This is a genomic window from Rhizobium sp. L1K21, assembly GCF_024055895.1.
Lineage (GTDB): Bacteria > Pseudomonadota > Alphaproteobacteria > Rhizobiales > Rhizobiaceae > Ensifer_A.
In genome coordinates, this window is record NZ_JAMXLE010000001.1 from 1324619 (window position 1) to 1340667 (window position 16049).

The 16049-nt window shown below is 56.8% G+C and carries 16 protein-coding genes and 1 tRNA gene; 7 read left to right on the forward strand and 10 right to left on the reverse strand.

The window, feature by feature from the left end:
* Position 1: 1 nt before the first annotated feature.
* The 3 genes from NHF56_RS06310 (at position 2) to NHF56_RS06320 (ending at position 2158) form a co-directional block, all read left to right on the forward strand.
* Entirely contained in the window at positions 2-973 is a 972-nt protein-coding gene (locus tag NHF56_RS06310; RefSeq protein WP_252802600.1) for a beta-ketoacyl-ACP synthase III, read from the forward strand.
* Between the two features lie 129 nt (positions 974-1102).
* Positions 1103-1432, forward strand: a complete 330-nt coding sequence (locus tag NHF56_RS06315) for an integration host factor subunit alpha (protein WP_252802602.1) — start codon at positions 1103-1105, stop codon at positions 1430-1432.
* Between the two features lie 198 nt (positions 1433-1630).
* Positions 1631-2158, forward strand: coding sequence for a MerR family transcriptional regulator (locus NHF56_RS06320; protein ID WP_252802604.1), 528 nt, complete (start codon positions 1631-1633; stop codon positions 2156-2158).
* A gap of 181 nt (positions 2159-2339) precedes the next feature.
* Here the strand turns inward: NHF56_RS06320 and NHF56_RS06325 are convergent, their stop codons facing one another.
* From NHF56_RS06325 to NHF56_RS06350, 6 genes are all read right to left on the reverse strand, one after another.
* On the reverse strand, positions 2340-2750 hold the full coding sequence (locus NHF56_RS06325) for a GFA family protein (RefSeq protein WP_252802606.1): 411 nt from the start codon (positions 2748-2750) through the stop codon (positions 2340-2342).
* A gap of 90 nt (positions 2751-2840) precedes the next feature.
* Positions 2841-2917: transfer RNA gene (locus NHF56_RS06330), tRNA-Pro, on the reverse strand.
* A 130-nt stretch (positions 2918-3047) separates the two neighbouring features.
* Complete coding sequence (locus tag NHF56_RS06335; RefSeq protein ID WP_252802608.1) at positions 3048-4295, reverse strand: O-antigen ligase; 1248 nt, start codon at positions 4293-4295, stop codon at positions 3048-3050.
* Positions 4292-5845 (reverse strand): undecaprenyl-phosphate glucose phosphotransferase, encoded by a 1554-nt coding sequence (locus NHF56_RS06340; RefSeq protein WP_252802610.1) that lies wholly within the window; start codon positions 5843-5845, stop codon positions 4292-4294. Before NHF56_RS06340 ends, NHF56_RS06335 begins: the two co-directional genes overlap by 4 nt.
* Before the next feature lie 126 nt (positions 5846-5971).
* On the reverse strand, positions 5972-7114 hold the full coding sequence (locus tag NHF56_RS06345) for a glycosyltransferase (protein WP_252802612.1): 1143 nt from the start codon (positions 7112-7114) through the stop codon (positions 5972-5974).
* 3 nt (positions 7115-7117) lie between these two features.
* Entirely contained in the window at positions 7118-7693 is a 576-nt protein-coding gene (locus NHF56_RS06350; RefSeq protein WP_252802614.1) for a polysaccharide biosynthesis/export family protein, read from the reverse strand.
* A gap of 206 nt (positions 7694-7899) precedes the next feature.
* Here NHF56_RS06350 and NHF56_RS06355 point away from each other — a divergent pair, with 206 nt between their 5' ends.
* On the forward strand, positions 7900-10182 hold the full coding sequence (locus NHF56_RS06355) for a GumC family protein (RefSeq protein ID WP_252802616.1): 2283 nt from the start codon (positions 7900-7902) through the stop codon (positions 10180-10182).
* A 106-nt stretch (positions 10183-10288) separates the two neighbouring features.
* Here the strand turns inward: NHF56_RS06355 and NHF56_RS20925 are convergent, their stop codons facing one another.
* Both NHF56_RS20925 and NHF56_RS06365 read right to left on the reverse strand, forming a co-directional pair.
* A complete protein-coding gene (locus NHF56_RS20925; protein WP_252802618.1) occupies positions 10289-11521 on the reverse strand; it encodes a GNAT family N-acetyltransferase in 1233 nt (410 codons plus the stop codon).
* Positions 11522-11646: 125 nt separating this feature from the next.
* Entirely contained in the window at positions 11647-11856 is a 210-nt protein-coding gene (locus tag NHF56_RS06365) for a DUF2842 domain-containing protein (RefSeq protein ID WP_252802620.1), read from the reverse strand.
* Between the two features lie 107 nt (positions 11857-11963).
* Between NHF56_RS06365 and NHF56_RS06370 the strand changes: the two genes are divergently transcribed.
* Together NHF56_RS06370 and NHF56_RS06375 are read left to right on the forward strand one after the other, a co-directional pair.
* Entirely contained in the window at positions 11964-13034 is a 1071-nt protein-coding gene (locus NHF56_RS06370) for a COX15/CtaA family protein (RefSeq protein WP_252802622.1), read from the forward strand.
* A 39-nt stretch (positions 13035-13073) separates the two neighbouring features.
* Positions 13074-13784 (forward strand): ceramidase domain-containing protein, encoded by a 711-nt coding sequence (locus NHF56_RS06375; RefSeq protein ID WP_252802624.1) that lies wholly within the window; start codon positions 13074-13076, stop codon positions 13782-13784.
* Here the strand turns inward: NHF56_RS06375 and NHF56_RS06380 are convergent.
* Complete coding sequence (locus NHF56_RS06380; RefSeq protein WP_252802626.1) at positions 13781-14593, reverse strand: class III extradiol ring-cleavage dioxygenase; 813 nt, start codon at positions 14591-14593, stop codon at positions 13781-13783. The genes NHF56_RS06375 and NHF56_RS06380 overlap by 4 nt on opposite strands.
* A gap of 143 nt (positions 14594-14736) precedes the next feature.
* On the opposite strand from NHF56_RS06380, the gene NHF56_RS06385 reads away from it, so the two are divergent.
* Entirely contained in the window at positions 14737-15012 is a 276-nt protein-coding gene (locus NHF56_RS06385) for a YrhK family protein (RefSeq protein WP_252802628.1), read from the forward strand.
* Positions 15013-15086: 74 nt separating this feature from the next.
* Here the strand turns inward: NHF56_RS06385 and argC are convergent, their stop codons facing one another.
* Positions 15087-16019 (reverse strand): N-acetyl-gamma-glutamyl-phosphate reductase, encoded by a 933-nt coding sequence (argC, locus tag NHF56_RS06390; RefSeq protein ID WP_252802630.1) that lies wholly within the window; start codon positions 16017-16019, stop codon positions 15087-15089.
* Positions 16020-16049: the final 30 nt, after the last annotated feature.

Consider the following 16049-nt stretch of genomic DNA (forward strand, 5'->3'; position numbering starts at 1 on the left):
CATGATCCGTTCTGTAGTGCGCGGCTTTGGTGCCGCTTTGCCCAAGCGCGCTGTCGCCAACCGCGACATGGAAGACAAGGTTGCAACCTCTGACGAGTGGATTGTTCAGCGTACCGGCATCCGCCAGCGTTACATTGCAGGCGAGGGGGAAACCACGGCGTCGCTAGGCGAGGCCGCGGCGCGTGCGGCGCTTGAAAATGCCGGCCTTGTGCCTGACGATATCGATCTGATCATTCTGGCGACATCGACGCCGGACAACACCTTTCCGGCAACCGCCGTCAACATTCAGGACCGGCTTGGTATCCGCCATGGGGCAGCGTTCGATTTGCAGGCGGTCTGTTCGGGTTTCGTCTACGCCGTCACCACGGCAGACCTCTACCTCAGGGGCGGCCAGGCCAAGCGCGCCTTGGTGATCGGGTCGGAAACATTTTCGCGCATTCTGGATTGGGAAGATCGCACCACCTGTGTCCTCTTTGGGGATGGTGCGGGTGCAATCGTTCTTGAAGCCGTCGAAAGCGAAGGAACGGTGGAGGATCGTGGCGTGTTGACTGCGCATCTGCGCTCGGATGGTGCTCACCGCGAGAAGCTTTATGTTGATGGTGGTCCCTCAACCACGGGTACAGTCGGTCACTTGCGCATGCAGGGGCGCGAAGTTTTCAAATATGCCGTTGGCATGATTACGGACGTCATCACCGATGCATTCGAGGCGGTAGACCTGCCGATCGAAAAACTGGATTGGCTCGTGCCGCATCAGGCCAATATCCGCATCATCGAAGGTTCGGCCAAGAAGCTCGGCATTCCGATGGAAAAGGTGGTTGTCACGGTCGACAAACACGGCAACACCTCGGCTGCGTCCATTCCTCTGGCGCTCAACGAAGCGGCGGCGGACGGGCGCATCAAGAAAGGCGATCTGGTGCTGCTCGAAGCGATGGGCGGCGGGTTTACCTGGGGTTCTGTCCTGCTACGCTGGTAAGGGCCGTTCAACCGGAAATGACAGCATGCTTTGCGTTTTTGGAATGAATTTGTACACACTCCTTGACCAGCGTTGACAAGCCCAATAGTCTTCGCCTTTGTGGGAGCATTAAAAATAAGAGTTTTCTAAATGAGCGGCAAAACTATTACGCGCGCCGATCTGGCTGAGGCGGTCTTTCGCAAGGTTGGCCTTTCTCGCGGCGAGTCCGCGGAGATGGTCGAAACCATTCTGGAAGAAATCTGCAAGGCGATCGTCAGGGGAGAGACGGTCAAGCTTTCGTCTTTCGCAACATTTCAGGTTCGGGAAAAAAATGAGCGCGTGGGGCGAAACCCCAAGACCGGCGAAGAAGTGCCGATCTCGCCACGCCGTGTCATGACGTTCAAGGCGTCCAATGTTCTCAAGCAGCGTATTTTGAAAGCGCACCAGAACCGCAGCAAGAAAAAGGCTGCAGCGTCTTAAAGGAAGCGTCTTTTCGCTCTTCTCTTCGCCCAGTCTCTGGAACGGGCGTCTTTCTTTGTCAATTTGTGAGATTTCCACAGCCTCGGTTCATTGCACGGGCCGGATGTGGATTTTTGCATCAAGTTTTCTCTACAATGATTTGAATTAGCCCATGATTCGATAAATGTTGGATGTGCTGGCCATATCCTGGAGGATGCGTTGGAAAAGAGCCCCGATGCTTTTCGCACCATTAGCGAGGTTGCAGACGATCTCGATCTGCCGCAGCACGTTCTTCGCTTCTGGGAAACACGGTTTCCGCAGATAAAACCGATGAAGCGCGGCGGCGGTCGCCGCTATTACCGTCCCGACGATGTCGATCTACTCAAGGGCATTCGGCATCTGCTCTACGACCACGGCTACACCATCAAGGGTGTTCAGAAGATGTTGAAGGCCAACGGCGTTCGCTTCGTGATTGCCGTTGGCAGCGGGGACCTTGAGGCCGCAGAAGCATTGGCAGCGTCCAATGCAGCGCAGGAAACCACGAAGGCACCGGAAAAGATCGAGGAAGACCATCTTGTCGGTCAGGCTAAAGCGCCGACCTCGCGCCGCTTTTTCGGCTTTGGCGGATCGTCCGCCGAGGCCCAGTCTGGTGTAAAGCCGCCGATTGGTGATGAAGACAAGACGCTTTTGCAGGAGGCGCTTTACGATCTTCTGGAGTGCAAGCGGCTTCTCGATCAGGTTCGCTAGACTGTTTCAGTTTTTGACTGAAACAGTCTAGATTTTTTCGCTCACGCCAATTGCGCTTTGCGCAATGCTCCACTGGGGCGGCGTATTAGCGCCGGGCGACGCTTGTGGCCTGGCGCGCTTCAATTAAAAGCTGAACCGCTCACCCGGACGATGCTCTAGAACATCGTCCGGGTGAGCGGCTTCATCCTGTTGGCGATCCTGGCAGTTGCGGACGCTGTTCCAGATCGACGTCCCAGTCGGCCCTGCTGTGACAGAAAATATGAGCATCGGGGGCTATCGCGACTTTGGTATCGAGGCTTCCGGCCGGCACCACCACCAGCGCCCCATTCATTTGCAAATTGGGCAAAGCCGAACCGCATCTGGAGCAGAAGCTCTTGTGATGTCGTGTGGAGGGAAGTTTGAATGTCGAGACGCTGCCCTCTCCGGAAATCCACGTCAGCTTGGCCTTGGTAGAAAACAGATTGGCCGCATGTGCCGATCCTGTGTCCTTCTGGCAATAGCTGCAATGGCAGAGAAAGAAATGTTCAAACTCTCCCTCAATCTCAAATTTTACGTGACCACAGAGACACGAGCCTGAATATTTCGCCGCCAATTTTGCATCCCGCCAAGATAGAATCGTCACCGATCGTCGCGCAATGGCGGTGGTACGTAAATGTCTTTTATCTATGGAAGAGGGGATAAATGGTCGGAGCGGCGGGATTCGAACCCACGACCCCTTGACCCCCAGTCAAGTGCGCTACCGGGCTGCGCTACGCTCCGACCTGCCTCGTTGCCAAGGCACGCACTCCATAGCCGGGAGATGTTCCATGCGCAAGGGGCAGGATGCAAGAATTTTGGGTGTATTCAAGCGCAGACGTGTTTTGGCGCAGACAGCTATTTTCTCATTTTGTCAGACCGCCGCCGAGCGTCGTAATGCGCGCTGGAAATTATGTTCCAGCGCCCTGCAGCCCCAGATGATTCCGTAGAGAAGGTAAAAGTGCCGCCAATGGTCGGTGTCGATCACATTGCCGATCAGCGCATGGCCGAGCAGCGTGATCCAGGCAATCATCAGAAATGGCTGCCATGGTCGGTTGCGCAGCATGTATTTGAAGCCGATGGAAAGCGTCCAGAACAGCATGGTGATATAGGTCACGAAGCCGAGCCAGCCGTAGGTCGTCAGCATTTTCAGCCAGGTATTGTGCTCATCTTCCCCGTAAATCTTGCCGAAGAGCAGGGGACCGATTCCGAGCGGGTGTTCCATGGACAACAGAAAGCCGATGCGGTGACGGTCGAAGCGCCCAAGATGACCGGCGTCATATGGTTTAACGAGCTGCGAGCGGTCGGCCAGCATGTCTGAGACCTGACTGAACTGTATGGCGATGGCAAACGCCGTCACCAGCAGCACAAAGCCCAGCATGGCAAGCACCAGCACCTTCAGCCGGAAGGCCGAGGTGCGCTCTTTCAGCAGCATGACCATCACCAGCATGACATTGGCAAAAGCATAGAGACCCCAGGCCGCACGGGAGAACGACAGAAGCACGGCCATGGCGAGGATCATCAGGGCAGTGCCCCGGACGAAGGTCATCAGCCCCAGTTTGTCTTTCAAAATGCCGTAGAGCAGATAAAGCGATGGTGCCACCAGAAAGGGACCGAAAACGTTGGGGTCCTGAAACGCGCCCTTGGCGCGATCATAAAGGGTGAAGACTTCCGCGCCGGGAAAGGCGTGGAAGTAACCCAGAATGCCCAGAGTGCCGGTGATGAGGGCCGCGAGCGTCCAGAAGTTGAAGATCAGCGTGAGACGGCTGTGACGTTCCTCGATGATTGCGGCGTAGAAGACCGCGGTCAGCGCCAGGAAGATGTTGACCGCCAGGTACATCGGCCCGTCGGAGAGTTCGCGCATCTGTGTCAACGACAGCATGCAGCCGATTTCCAGCACGATGAGCATGGTCAGAAGATAACTGGTGCTGCGCGAAATTTTCAGCCCGAGCAGAAACCAGAGGCCGACAAGGCCGGCCATGAACAGTTCATAAGGTGCGGGCTCGGAAATGACGAAACCGGACAGGAATATACCTGTGGCCACGGCGGCCGACCCCAAGAGGCTCAGTGTCGCCGCTTGTGGCCGGAAGGGTTGACCTGTCCCGGTTTCAAGCGTGCTCAATATGCGTTCTCCGAGTTCAACAGCCGGATGGGCGTGAGGAACAGGATTTTCAGATCAAGCCACAAGGACCAGTTCTCGATATAATAGAGGTCGTAGGCGGTGCGGAATTTGATCTTCTCGTCACTGTCGATCTCGCCGCGCCAGCCGTTGATCTGCGCCCAGCCGGTGACACCGGGTTTGACCTTGTGACGGGCAAAGTAGCTTTCCACGACATTCACGTATTTAAGGTCGGCGGTCTGTGCGGCAACAGCGTGCGGGCGCGGACCCACAAGCGACAGGTCGCCCTTGAGAACGTTGAAGAACTGCGGCAGCTCATCGAGCGAAGATTTGCGCAGGAAACGACCGACGCGCGTCACCCGCGGGTCGTTTTTGGTCACGGCCTGCTTGGCAGACGGGTCGCTCATGTCGGTATACATGGAGCGGAACTTGTAGACGTTGATTTCCTCGTTGTTGAAGCCATGGCGCTTCTGGACAAAAAGTGCCGGGCCCTTCGATGTCGCCTTCACAGCAATTGCGCAGACCAGCATGACGGGCCAGAGCAGGAAAATGGCAAGGGAAGCAAAGAAGATGTCGAATGCGCGCTTGGCAACCGAATCCCAGTCGGCAATCGGTTTGTCGAAGATATCCAGCATCGGAACCTTGCCGACATGGGAATAGGCGCGCGGGCGGAAACGAAGCTTGTTGGCATGGGCTGCAATACGAACGTCGACGGGGAGAACCCAGAGCCGCTTCATCAGGTCCATGATACGGTTTTCTGCCGTCAGCGGCAGCGAGATGATCATCATGTCAATCCGTGCGAGGCGGGCAAACTCGATCAGTTCATCAAAGGTGCCGAGTTTCAGATATCCGGCAATGAGGTCCGGTGAGCGCTTTGAATTGCGATCGTCGAAGATGCCGCAGATGCGAATGTCATTGTCAGGCTGTGCTTCGAGAGAACGGATGAGCGCCTTGGCCGGTTCGCCACCGCCAACAATGACCGCGCGCCGTTCCATGATGCCGTTGCGTCCCCATTTGCGCAGGGAAAAAGCAAGAACAGTGCGGGAGATCAACAGATAACCCAGAACGCCTGCAAACCAGCTGGCCAGGACGACGGGGTGAAATTCTGCATTCTGGTTGAGGGCAAGGATAGCGCCGGCAATGCCGATGAAGGTGAGCGCCCAGGTGAGGATTGCACGGCGAAGCCCGCGCGATACCGAACGCAGAATGGGCATCTGATAGCAATCGGCGAATTGCATCATCAGCGTGTTGATCAGCGCTGCGGCGAGGATGAGCGCAGTGTAGGGTATGAACTGGCTCCATTCGGGAACCAGGTAAAGGCGCACGATGACGTGGCCGATCAGTGCGAAGCTGGCGATATCGATCAGCCTCACAGTACCGGCGATCATCGATGGGGAAAAACTCTCCTCGGCGAACTGTTCAGCGATCTGGCGCGCCAGCGGGCTCAGCTCAGCGTGCTTGTCGCCGACGCCGGGCGCTGCGCTCTGCAACTGCGAGACCTTGTTGCGCAGTTTTTCGATGTCGAATTGTTCCTGTTGCCCTAGCTGGTTCATGTCCCTGGTGCCCTTTTTCACGGCTTTGCAGCCATGATGGGCTCAGAGATTGAATATTTTGATTAAAAAGGAGACTAAGTTCGGCAATCCTGAAACTATGGTTTTCAGAGCGTTAACAGCGCCGGATCAGGCCTGATCGGCGAGGATTTCGCGATAGATCGCCATGATATCGGAGGCCATATGTTCGCGCGAGAATTTTTGCCGGAAGAATTCGGGGTCCGGCATCATGCGCTTTGCCCAGTCGTCATGGTTGTGAACTGACTCGGCCATTACCTCGGCAAGTCGGTCCACATCGCCCGGCGGCACAAGACCGGGATTTCCGCGGCCCAGAATTTCAGGTACGCCGCCGACGCCGAAAGCAATGACAGGTAGACCGGCTGCAATGGCTTCAAGCACGATATAGGGCAGGGTATCGCCGCGCGAGGAGAGAACGACTGTGCGAACCTTTTCAAAGGCATCGCGCTGGCGCTGCGAAGGGAAAATGGGAATACGGCGGCCATAACCCTGATTGACCGCAAAGTCCCGGTATTTGGCCTCATCCGGTCCGTCGCCGATCATCAGTGCCGAGAGCGGGCGACCGGCCTTGCGTTCGGCCTCGGCGAAGGCGTTGATGAAGAGATCTGGTCCCTTCAGATCGCGCAGCATGCCGATGAAGAGAAAGTCGCGGCGGTCTGAAGCGGGCGTCACCGGCTCGAACTCTTCAGGCTTGAGGCCGTTATAGACGACGCGCATGCGGGCCGGTTTGCCGATCTGGCGGATGAAGACGTCGCGCTCATAGGCGCAGACGAAGACCATCGCATCGCCAAAACGCTTCAAGAGCCGTTCCAACGTGAAGACAACGGCGCCTTTGATGCCCTTGCCGACAAAATGCATGCTGCCGCCATGGGGGGAATAGAGGCGGGCTACGCGATACTTGTTTGCCCGCAAGGCTGAGCCGATGACGCGGGCCAGAGCGCCGCCCTTGGCGCCGTGGCCGTGCAGTACATCCGGCTGCAAGCTCTTGATTTGTTTATACGCGCTCCACAGGGCCGCGAGGTCGGAAGGGCCAACGGACCTGCCGATGGGAAGACGTGTGACGCCGAGTGCAAGATCGCCCTGGATCTCCTCGAAAAGCTTGTCTTCGAAGCTGCCGCCCGTGGTGCTGTCACACAGAATTCCAACCTGATGACCTGCGCGCGAATGCTCATAAACGAGATCGCGCACGTGGCGGAATATTCCACCAACAGGCGACCTGAAGCAGTGGATTATGCGGAGACTTTCACCATCCATGAATTAGAAAATCCGCTCGCGAACATAGATCGTATCACCGGCGAGAACGGGATCGGAAATCGGCACGCGACCGGAAATGACCTCACCGTTGATCTGGCGCGTCACGTCGGCGCTCGATTGGTTGGCGCGGCTGCTGAAGCCACCTGCGACGGCAATGGCATTTTGGATCGTCATGCCGGGAACATAGGAATATTGTCCTGGCTGACCCACTTCACCCATCACGAAGATCGAACGGTATCGCGCGACCTCGATCGTCACGTCCGGATCGCGCAGGTAACCCTGTTTGAGCTTGGCGGCGATAACGCCTTCCAGTTCCTGCAGGGTGCGACCGCGCGCGGGCACGGCACCGATGAGCGGAAAGGCAATGTAGCCAGCCTGGTCCACACTGTATGTATTCGTCAGGCTTGGCTGCTCAAAGACGGTAATGCGCAACTGGTCGCCGGAGCCCAGCCGGTAAGGGCCAATCGTTGCTTCGCTCATGGCGCGCGACGGCGGCTGATAGGATGCGCAGGAGCTGAGCGGAAGCGCCAGAACTGCGATGCCACCAAGGATCTGTCGACGGGTCGGGGAGAAGGCCATTGCTATCTCGTTCTTACATCATGAATTGTTCAACCGTTATCGATCCGTTAGGGTTAACATGCGGTAAAGCTTATAAAGGCTCGCCCATAAAATCGTGTGGCCAGGTGGTCATTGCCGGGCTTTGCATGTTTCCAGCGTCAATTAACCCTTGAGTTACCATGAACGATTAAAGTTTCGCTTCACAGTATTTGAGTTTGGAGCGTTTCATGTCCGGCGTAAATTCATCCCAGGATGTCGATATCGATCTCGGTCGTTTGTTTGGCGCATTATGGGAAAAGCGGCTGCGAATCGGCATTGTCACGGCAGGTGTTGCCGGTCTCGCCTTTCTGGCCACCGGGCTGATGTCGCCAGAGTATAAAAGCGAAGCACAGATCTTGATCGAGCTTCGCCAGCCGGAATATTCGGCCGGTGGGCAGGTGCAGGGTGGTGGCTCTGATCCTGTCCTTGATGAACTGGGGATATCCTCGCAGGTGCAGCTGCTCCAGTCGGTTGATCTGATCAAACAGGTTGCCCGCGAGATGAAGCTTTACGAGCTCGAGGAATTCGATCCCGATGCGCATCCCTCACTTCTAAAGACCCTGGCCATCAGCGCGGGTCTCGTCAAAAATCCTCTGGATGTCGCCCCTGAAGAACGCGTTCTCAACGAATTCCGCGAGAAGCTGCAAGTCTACCAGATCAGCAATTCGCGCGTGATCGGTGTTCAGTTTACCTCCGAAGACCCCAAACTGGCAGCAGCCATCCCGAACAAGATTGCGGAAGTCTATTTCTCGCTGCAAAGCGGCGCAAAACTCGATACCAACACTGAAGCGGCGCGCTGGTTGGAGCCTGAAATTGCCAATCTGCGCGAAAAGGTGCGTGAGGCGGAAGCAAAAGTGGCCGCTTATCGTGCATCGTCCGACTTGTTGCGCACCGGCACGGACCAGACGTTTGCCGGCCAGCAGCTCAATGATATTTCCGGCGAAATCACCCGTCTGCGCGGCGAAAAGGCCGACGCCGAGGCCAAGGCGCAGAGCGTTCGCAGCGCGCTCGCATCCGGCGGCAATGTGGATACGATCGCCGATGTTGTGGCCTCGCCGATGATCCAGCGTCTGAAGGAGCAGGAATCCAACATTCAGGCCCAGATTTCCGACCTGTCGACCTCGCTTCTCGAAGGACATCCGCGGCTGAAAGGTCTGCGTGGGCAGCTTTCCAGCGTGCAGGCGCAGCTGCAAAGTGAGACGAAAAAGATACTTCTCAGTCTCGAAAACGACGCCAAGGTTGCCGGCCTTCGGGAACAGCAATTGTTACAGCAGCTCAACACGTTGAAAGCAGATTCGGCGCGAGCGGACGAAGAAGAGGTGGGCCTGAATGCGTTGGAACGCGAAGCGGCAGCCCACCGCCAGCTTCTGGAGACCTATCTGTCGCGTTACCGCGAGGCGGCCTCGCGTGTGGGCAGCGATGCCACGCCGGCTGACGCACGTCTCGTATCGCGCGCAGTCGAGCCTCAGAATGTGAACTTCCCCAAGAAGATACCGATCACGATCATCGCAGCCCTTGCGACCTTCCTGATCTATAGTGTGATCATCATGCTGGGTGAGTTGTTCAGCGGTCGCGCCTGGAAGACCGAGGGCGAAGTCGCTCACGCGAACGACGCAATGTCCGCTCCCCGACCTGTGCGGCGGCCTGCAGCGGCAAGCGCCGAGGCTATGGGCGATGACGAGGGGGATATGGAACCTGTCCATACAGTATCGGCATCAGAGTCTGCCTCTGCACCCGCCAGACTGTCGAGCGCTGTCCGCAGCGCTGCGGAACGACTTGTTTCGCGTACGCCGACTACAGAGGACAAGGGCAGCGCGGACAATGAGACCGTTTCCCGCCCGGCGCTTATTGCCGATCCTGAAGAGGACCGTGCTTTTTCCGCCGCAGCCGTGGCGCGCCACATGGCAGAAGCCTTGGTGCCGGTTGCGATCTGCGTGTCGCCTTCCGGTGACAAAGGCTCGGCCCTGACCGTGGAGCTGGCGCGGCGCATTGCAGACAAGGGGCTTCACACCCTGCTGGTCGATATGACCGGCACGGGTTATCCTTCCAAGCTGATGACGCCGTCTGCGAAGCTGGCCGGGATCAGCAATATTCTGGCGGGCACAGCGCAAATTGCCGCCAGCATTCACCCGGATATGTATTCTGCGGCGCACATTATTCCGCGTGGTTACGCCGATATGGAGCAGGCTATGCGCGCGGCCGACCGCTTGCCGATGATTGTGGATGCGCTGAGCGAGGCTTATGACTGTGTCATCATTGAATGCGGACCGGCCGAGGCGCGCGGCATTGATCGCTTGAGCCGCCATCCGCAAACCGAGCTTATTCTGACAGCGCCTGATGAGAGCGAGGCTGAAATTGCGACCATCATGAGCGGCTTTTCTGCTGCGGGCTACAACGAGGTCATTCTCGTTGCTGGCGCACCCGAGAGCGCGTCTCCCAAGGGCCGCGGTCGCCGCTGGAAGGTTGCCTGATGCTCCAGCCAAACGAAAAGCATTGCTGCGGGGAGGGCGGAAACGCGCTCCCCGTTTTGATTTGGGTTTCAGCTATCGAGATTGTGTCGATCAAAGGGGAGCGCGTTCAGGCGGCGCGTCTGCTCTGAAGAAAACGATAGAGGCGGTCATTCTGTTTTATCCAGGCTTTGGCGCGCGTTGAAGCTGCGGCAAACGCCGCAGCCGGCATGCCGCGCAAAGCTGTGGGGATCAGAACGTCGTACTGCACGGTCTCGACCGGACACCAGCTTGATTTGTAGCGCATATAGCCAAGGCCAAAATCGAAAATTTCCACACCCGTGTCATGCGCGTCTTCGATCATGAAATGAAAGAGCAATTCTCCGGGGCTTGCCTCTGCGGTGAATGTCTCGTCGATGGAGGAGAACTGGCAGATGATGTGGTTGCCTTTGCGCGAGAGGCTGGCGACGGATGCAATATGGCCATCCTTTTTCAACCGAATCGCATGCAGCTTCAGGAGGTAGTTGTTATCTTCTTGGGGCAGATCGGCCAGGTTTTTGAAAAAGAATTTGATTTCCGGTTCCGCAAAGGCATCGGGAATGCCCGCGTCTTCGAAGCGCACACGCTTCTGCGCAAAGAACGTTTTCAGGAGTTCTGCCTTTTCTTCTGGCGTCGTGGCGATGATATGTTCAAAGCCGCCCATGTCGTCCATCAGTCGCGTGGATTTGCGGAATTTCTTGCGCCTGCGTTTGGCGTTGATCTGGGCCAGCGTCTCTTCGAAGGTCTTGCGAATCGGCAGTTGAAAAGCGTGATTTTGATTTTCGACCTTATAAGAGCCGGAAAAAGGGTTGGGCACACCTTGCCAGTGATCCGGCATGTTGGTCAGCGAAATCAGGCACACGTGGGCTTTCAAGGCGCGCTTGATGGCATTCACGATTTGCGTCTTCAACTCGAAGGAAGCGCTCTTTGCAAATTCCGGATCAATGAGGCCGGTGTTGATATTGGCATGGTTTGCGCCAATGAACTCGGCTACAGCGCCCAATGTGGTCTTGCGCTTTTCAAGCGGCAGCAGGATCACCGGCTTTCCCGCGAGCGACACAACGACCACCAGCGGTGTCGTTCCATGGGCTTTCAGCCATGCACGGCACCAATCGAAGCAATGATGCAGCGAATTGCTATCGTAGGCTTCCAGTTGTTTCCAGACATCGCGGATTGCATCAATATCGGTATAGACGCCAACGTGAATGGATGCAGATGCACTTTGGGCCGACGTCGATTGTCCGCTCGACAAAAAGCGGTCGAGATGCTCCGAGAAGCTTCTCTCTGCCGGCATGATCTGGAAATCTGCAATCACTGTCTGCACGCTATTCGTTCCCGCAAGTCTGGTGCTGCCTATGGGGCGATTGCGGCATAATCGTGCAAAATGCTGGATAAATCGTTAGTGTGCGGTCTCTTCTTCAAGAAAGAAGCTTGAAAATACAAGACCGCTCAATTCTTGGCCGGTTTTTCCATCCATTTGATGATGGCCATGGCGGGCAGGATCCATAAAATGCCTGAGAAGCAGAAATAGGCCAGATGGCCCCACCAGGGCGCTTCGGCCAGTTTTATCGCTGCGATGGTGACGGCAACAAGTGCGTAGACGAGCACGAGCACAATGAGTGCGACGGTGCCGATCAGTTTTCGAAGGCGCAGAGGCATGGTCAAACTCCAGTCCGCAACCAAAACCGTGCGGTGCGGCGCTTTGGCGCTTGATTAGCACCGGCTTTGCAGGCAAATCAACTGCGGCAATTTGAAAGGCATGACAAATGGCAAGTTCCGCAGCTGACCGCAACGAGGAAACCATCGACAAGAACCGGCGTGCTATCCGCATCTGGCTGGGGTTTGTCGTCTTTGCGCTTTTCTGTCTCGTGCTTGTGGGCGGAGCAACCCGGTTGACGGAATCCGGCTTGTCGATCACCCAGTGGAAGCCCATTCACGGTGTCATTCCGCCTCTGTCGGTTGAAGAGTGGCAGGAGGAATTCAAGCTTTATCAGCAGATACCGGAATATCAGCAGATCAATGCCGGCATGACGCTGGACGAATTCAAGGGCATTTTTTGGTGGGAATGGGCGCATCGGCTTCTGGCCCGGTCCATCGGGGTGATCTTCGCCGTGCCGCTTTTCTATTTCTGGGTGACGGGCCGCGTTGAAAAGCGTTTGCGTCTTCCGTTGCTCGGCATCTTCGCGCTCGGCGGTTTTCAGGGATTTGTCGGCTGGTGGATGGTCTCGTCCGGTCTGGTCGACCGCACGGATGTCAGCCAGTACCGACTTGCCACGCATCTGGTCATTGCCTGTCTGATCTTTTCAGCCTGTATCTGGATCATGCGCGGGCTCACGCCGCATTCGCCCGATGTGCCACCGAAGGGCGGGGCAAGGTTTGCCGCGATTGTCGCCTTTCTGGCGCTGTTCCAGATTTACCTTGGCGCACTGGTCGCCGGTCTTGATGCGGGTCTCACCTACAACACCTGGCCCTTGATGGACGGGTCGATCATTCCCGGCGGTCTGTTTGTCCAAAATCCGGCCTGGATCAATCTTTTCGAAAACCCCAAGACCGTTCAGTTCGTGCACCGTTGTGGCGCCTATCTTCTGTTTGCCGTGGCGCTGGCGCAGATGATCTGGCTTTTCAAGGTTTCGCGCGGCTCAACCCATTGCCGCCGGGGCGTCGTTTTCTTTGTGCTGGTGTTCATTCAGGCGGGGCTTGGCGTTGCAACACTGCTCACCCATGTTGATCTGCACACGGCGCTGACGCATCAGGGCGGGGCGCTGGTCGTGCTCGGTTTTGCCATTGCCCATTGGCGCGGTTTCATCGGTGCATATCCACGTTCACAAGTGTCATGATGCTGTGCTAAGACATCTTCGTACCAGAGGAGGACGGGGATGGACTGGTTTGCGCCGATTGATATTTATTGTGAACGAACAGCCGTCGGGTTCTGGAATGAGCCGCTGAATGCGATCAGCAATCTGGCCTTCATTCTCGCCGCGCTGTGGGGATTTTATGCGCTTTACAAGCGCAACATCTGGGCGCCGCCGCTGGTTCTCGTCACCGTGCTCGCCTTCCTGATCGGTATCGGGTCTTTCCTGTTTCACACCTTCGCCAACGGCTGGTCGGAACAGGCAGACGTGATCCCCATCTGGACCTTTGTCGCCGTCTATATCCTGATTTCCATTCACTATTTCGGCAATGTCAATTTCGGCAGGATCGGCCTTGGGCTAGCCATACTGATTGCACTTGGCTTTATCGCCTATTGGATCATGGGGGGTGGTGTCACCTCCGACACGGCAGCCCCCGTCGCGGTGGCCAAGCCTGATCCGCTCAACGGTTCAGGACAATATGCGCCTGCTGTTATTGCCTTCATCGTGATCGGCATTCTGTCCTATGTGCGCAAGGTTGATGTGCGCCACTGGATTGGAGCCGCCGGGGTCACGTTCTTTTTCTCGCTGGTGGCCCGTACAATTGATCAGGCCGTTTGCCCGGTTCTGCCGATTGGCACGCATTTCATTTGGCATACGCTCAACGGCCTGATGATCGGCCTGCTGCTGCAGGCGATCATCCGGCACGTATCGGCCAAGCGGGCGAGGACTGCTTAGTCCCAGCGGAAGGCGGAGTAGGGCTTGTCCATGACGGTGCCCTTGAAGATGCGTTTTCCCGCTGTGTCGCCACCGGCACCAGCTGCCACCATGATGGGCAGAAAATGTTCCGGCGTCGGATAGTGGCATGCCTGCGCATCGGGATTGTCCAACCAGTGTTCCAGCCGGGTGTCGCGTTCTTTCATGTCGCTGCTTTCCAGTGTTTGCTTCAGCCAGTCGTCGAAACGTTCGGCCTGCGCGACATGATCTGCGCTGCCATCGGCGAAGCGGCGCATGTTGTGATAGGTCAGGCCGCTGCCGAGGACCAGGATTCCCTCGTCACGCAGAGGTGCCAGCGCACGGCCAAAGGCGATGTGGAATGCCGGATCGAGGTCGTTGCGGATGGACATCTGCACGACCGGAATTTCAGCTTCGGGAAAGGCGACCATCAAAGGCACAAAAGTGCCGTGGTCAAAGCCGCGTTCACTGTCGGTGGTTGCCGGAATGCCCGCTGCTTCCAGGACGGCTTTGACACGCGCAGCCACGTCCGGGGCACCAGGGGCGGGGTATTTGATCTCGTAGGTGTGGGGCGGAAAGCCGTAATAGTCGTAATACATTCCAGGCTTTTCAGCCGACGAAATGGTCAAGATCGAGGGGTCGTCCCAATGGGCAGTGATCGCCAGAATAGCCTTCGGTTTTTCCGGCAGTTCACCCTGAAGCCCTTTCAGGAAGTGTTCCAGATCTTTCCATGCGCCGCCAAAGCGCGTGTCATCCATCACATGCCATGGGCCGCCGCCATGCGGAATAAAATAGGCCGGTTGTTTTGCCATCGTGCTGAACCTTTGTTGCTTGTCACCAAAATATAGGCCAGTTGACGTCAAATTCTATCATTCTTATTTGGAATAACCGTTCTCTATTTGTGAACGTCAGGGCGTTCATGCAGACAGTGAGCGGACGCATGAAGGAGTTATCGATGCTGTTTACCGACGCCAATATCGCAACCCGAAGCAAACGGCACAAGAGAATCTACGCCTATTATGAGTTGCTCTATACCCTGATCGACGTGCTGGCCGCCGTGCTTTTTATCATCGGTTCCATCATGTTCTTCTTTTCCGATTGGCAGTTTGCGGGAACATGGTGCTTTCTGGTCGGCTCGGTCTTCTTCGCGTGCAAGCCCACATTGCGCATTGTGCGCGAAATCCATCTCATGCGCCTCGGCGATTTTGACGATCTGGCGGAACGCTTCTGAATTTTGCATGTCATGAAAAAAGCGCGGCAGGGGCATGTCCACGCCGCGCTCTTGAATGTTTTTCATCTGCCGCTTCAGGCGGAGAGCATCAGATCCATGTTTTGAACCGCAGCACCTGAAGCACCCTTGCCGAGATTGTCGAGGAGGGCGACGAGATTGACGTGTTTTCCGTCCGCAGAGCCGAAAACAAAGAGCTTCATCGTATCCTTGCCGACGAGTTCGACGGCATCAATGCGCGCAAGGCTTGCCGATTGTTCCAGCGGAACGACCTCGACGATATCCTGTCCGGCATAATGTTCGACGAGTGCGGCGTGAATGCTTTCCTTCGTCTGGCTGCCTTCCAGGTCTTCAACAAAGAGCGGAACCTGAACGATCATACCCTGAGGGAAACGACCGACGGAGGGCGAGAAGAGCGGTGCGCGCGCCAGAAGCCCATGAATTTTCATTTCCGGCACGTGTTTGTGCGACAGCGAAAGACCATAGAGGAAGTTCGGCGCGGTGATGTGATCCTCACGCGTCTCGTCTTCCATTTGCGCAATCAGGCCCTTGCCGCCGCCGGTATAGCCGGAGACGGCGTTGACCGATACCGGGTAGGCTTCGGGCAGAATGCCAGCCGCGCGCAGCGGGCGGATCAGGCCGACGGCGCCGGTGGGGTAACAACCTGGATTGGAGACATGCCGGGCAGAGCGGATCTTGTCGGCCTGTTCCTTGTCCATCTCTGCAAAGCCATAAGCCCAATCGGGATGAACGCGGAAAGCGGTAGACGCATCCAAGAGACGCACATTGTTGTTGGCAGCCGTCATCTGCGCGGCTTCCTTCGATGCATCGTCCGGCAGGCAGAGAATGGCAATGTCAGCCGAATTCAACAGGTCTTCCCGCATGGCGGCGTTACGGCGCTCAGCTTCGGGAATGGACAAAAGCTCCAGATCGCGGCGCTCGGCCAGACGCTGCCTGATCTGCAAGCCTGTCGTGCCGTGTTCGCCATCGATGAAAATCTTCGGAGCCATTGTCCTCATCCTGTTGAAGTTTGTCATGGA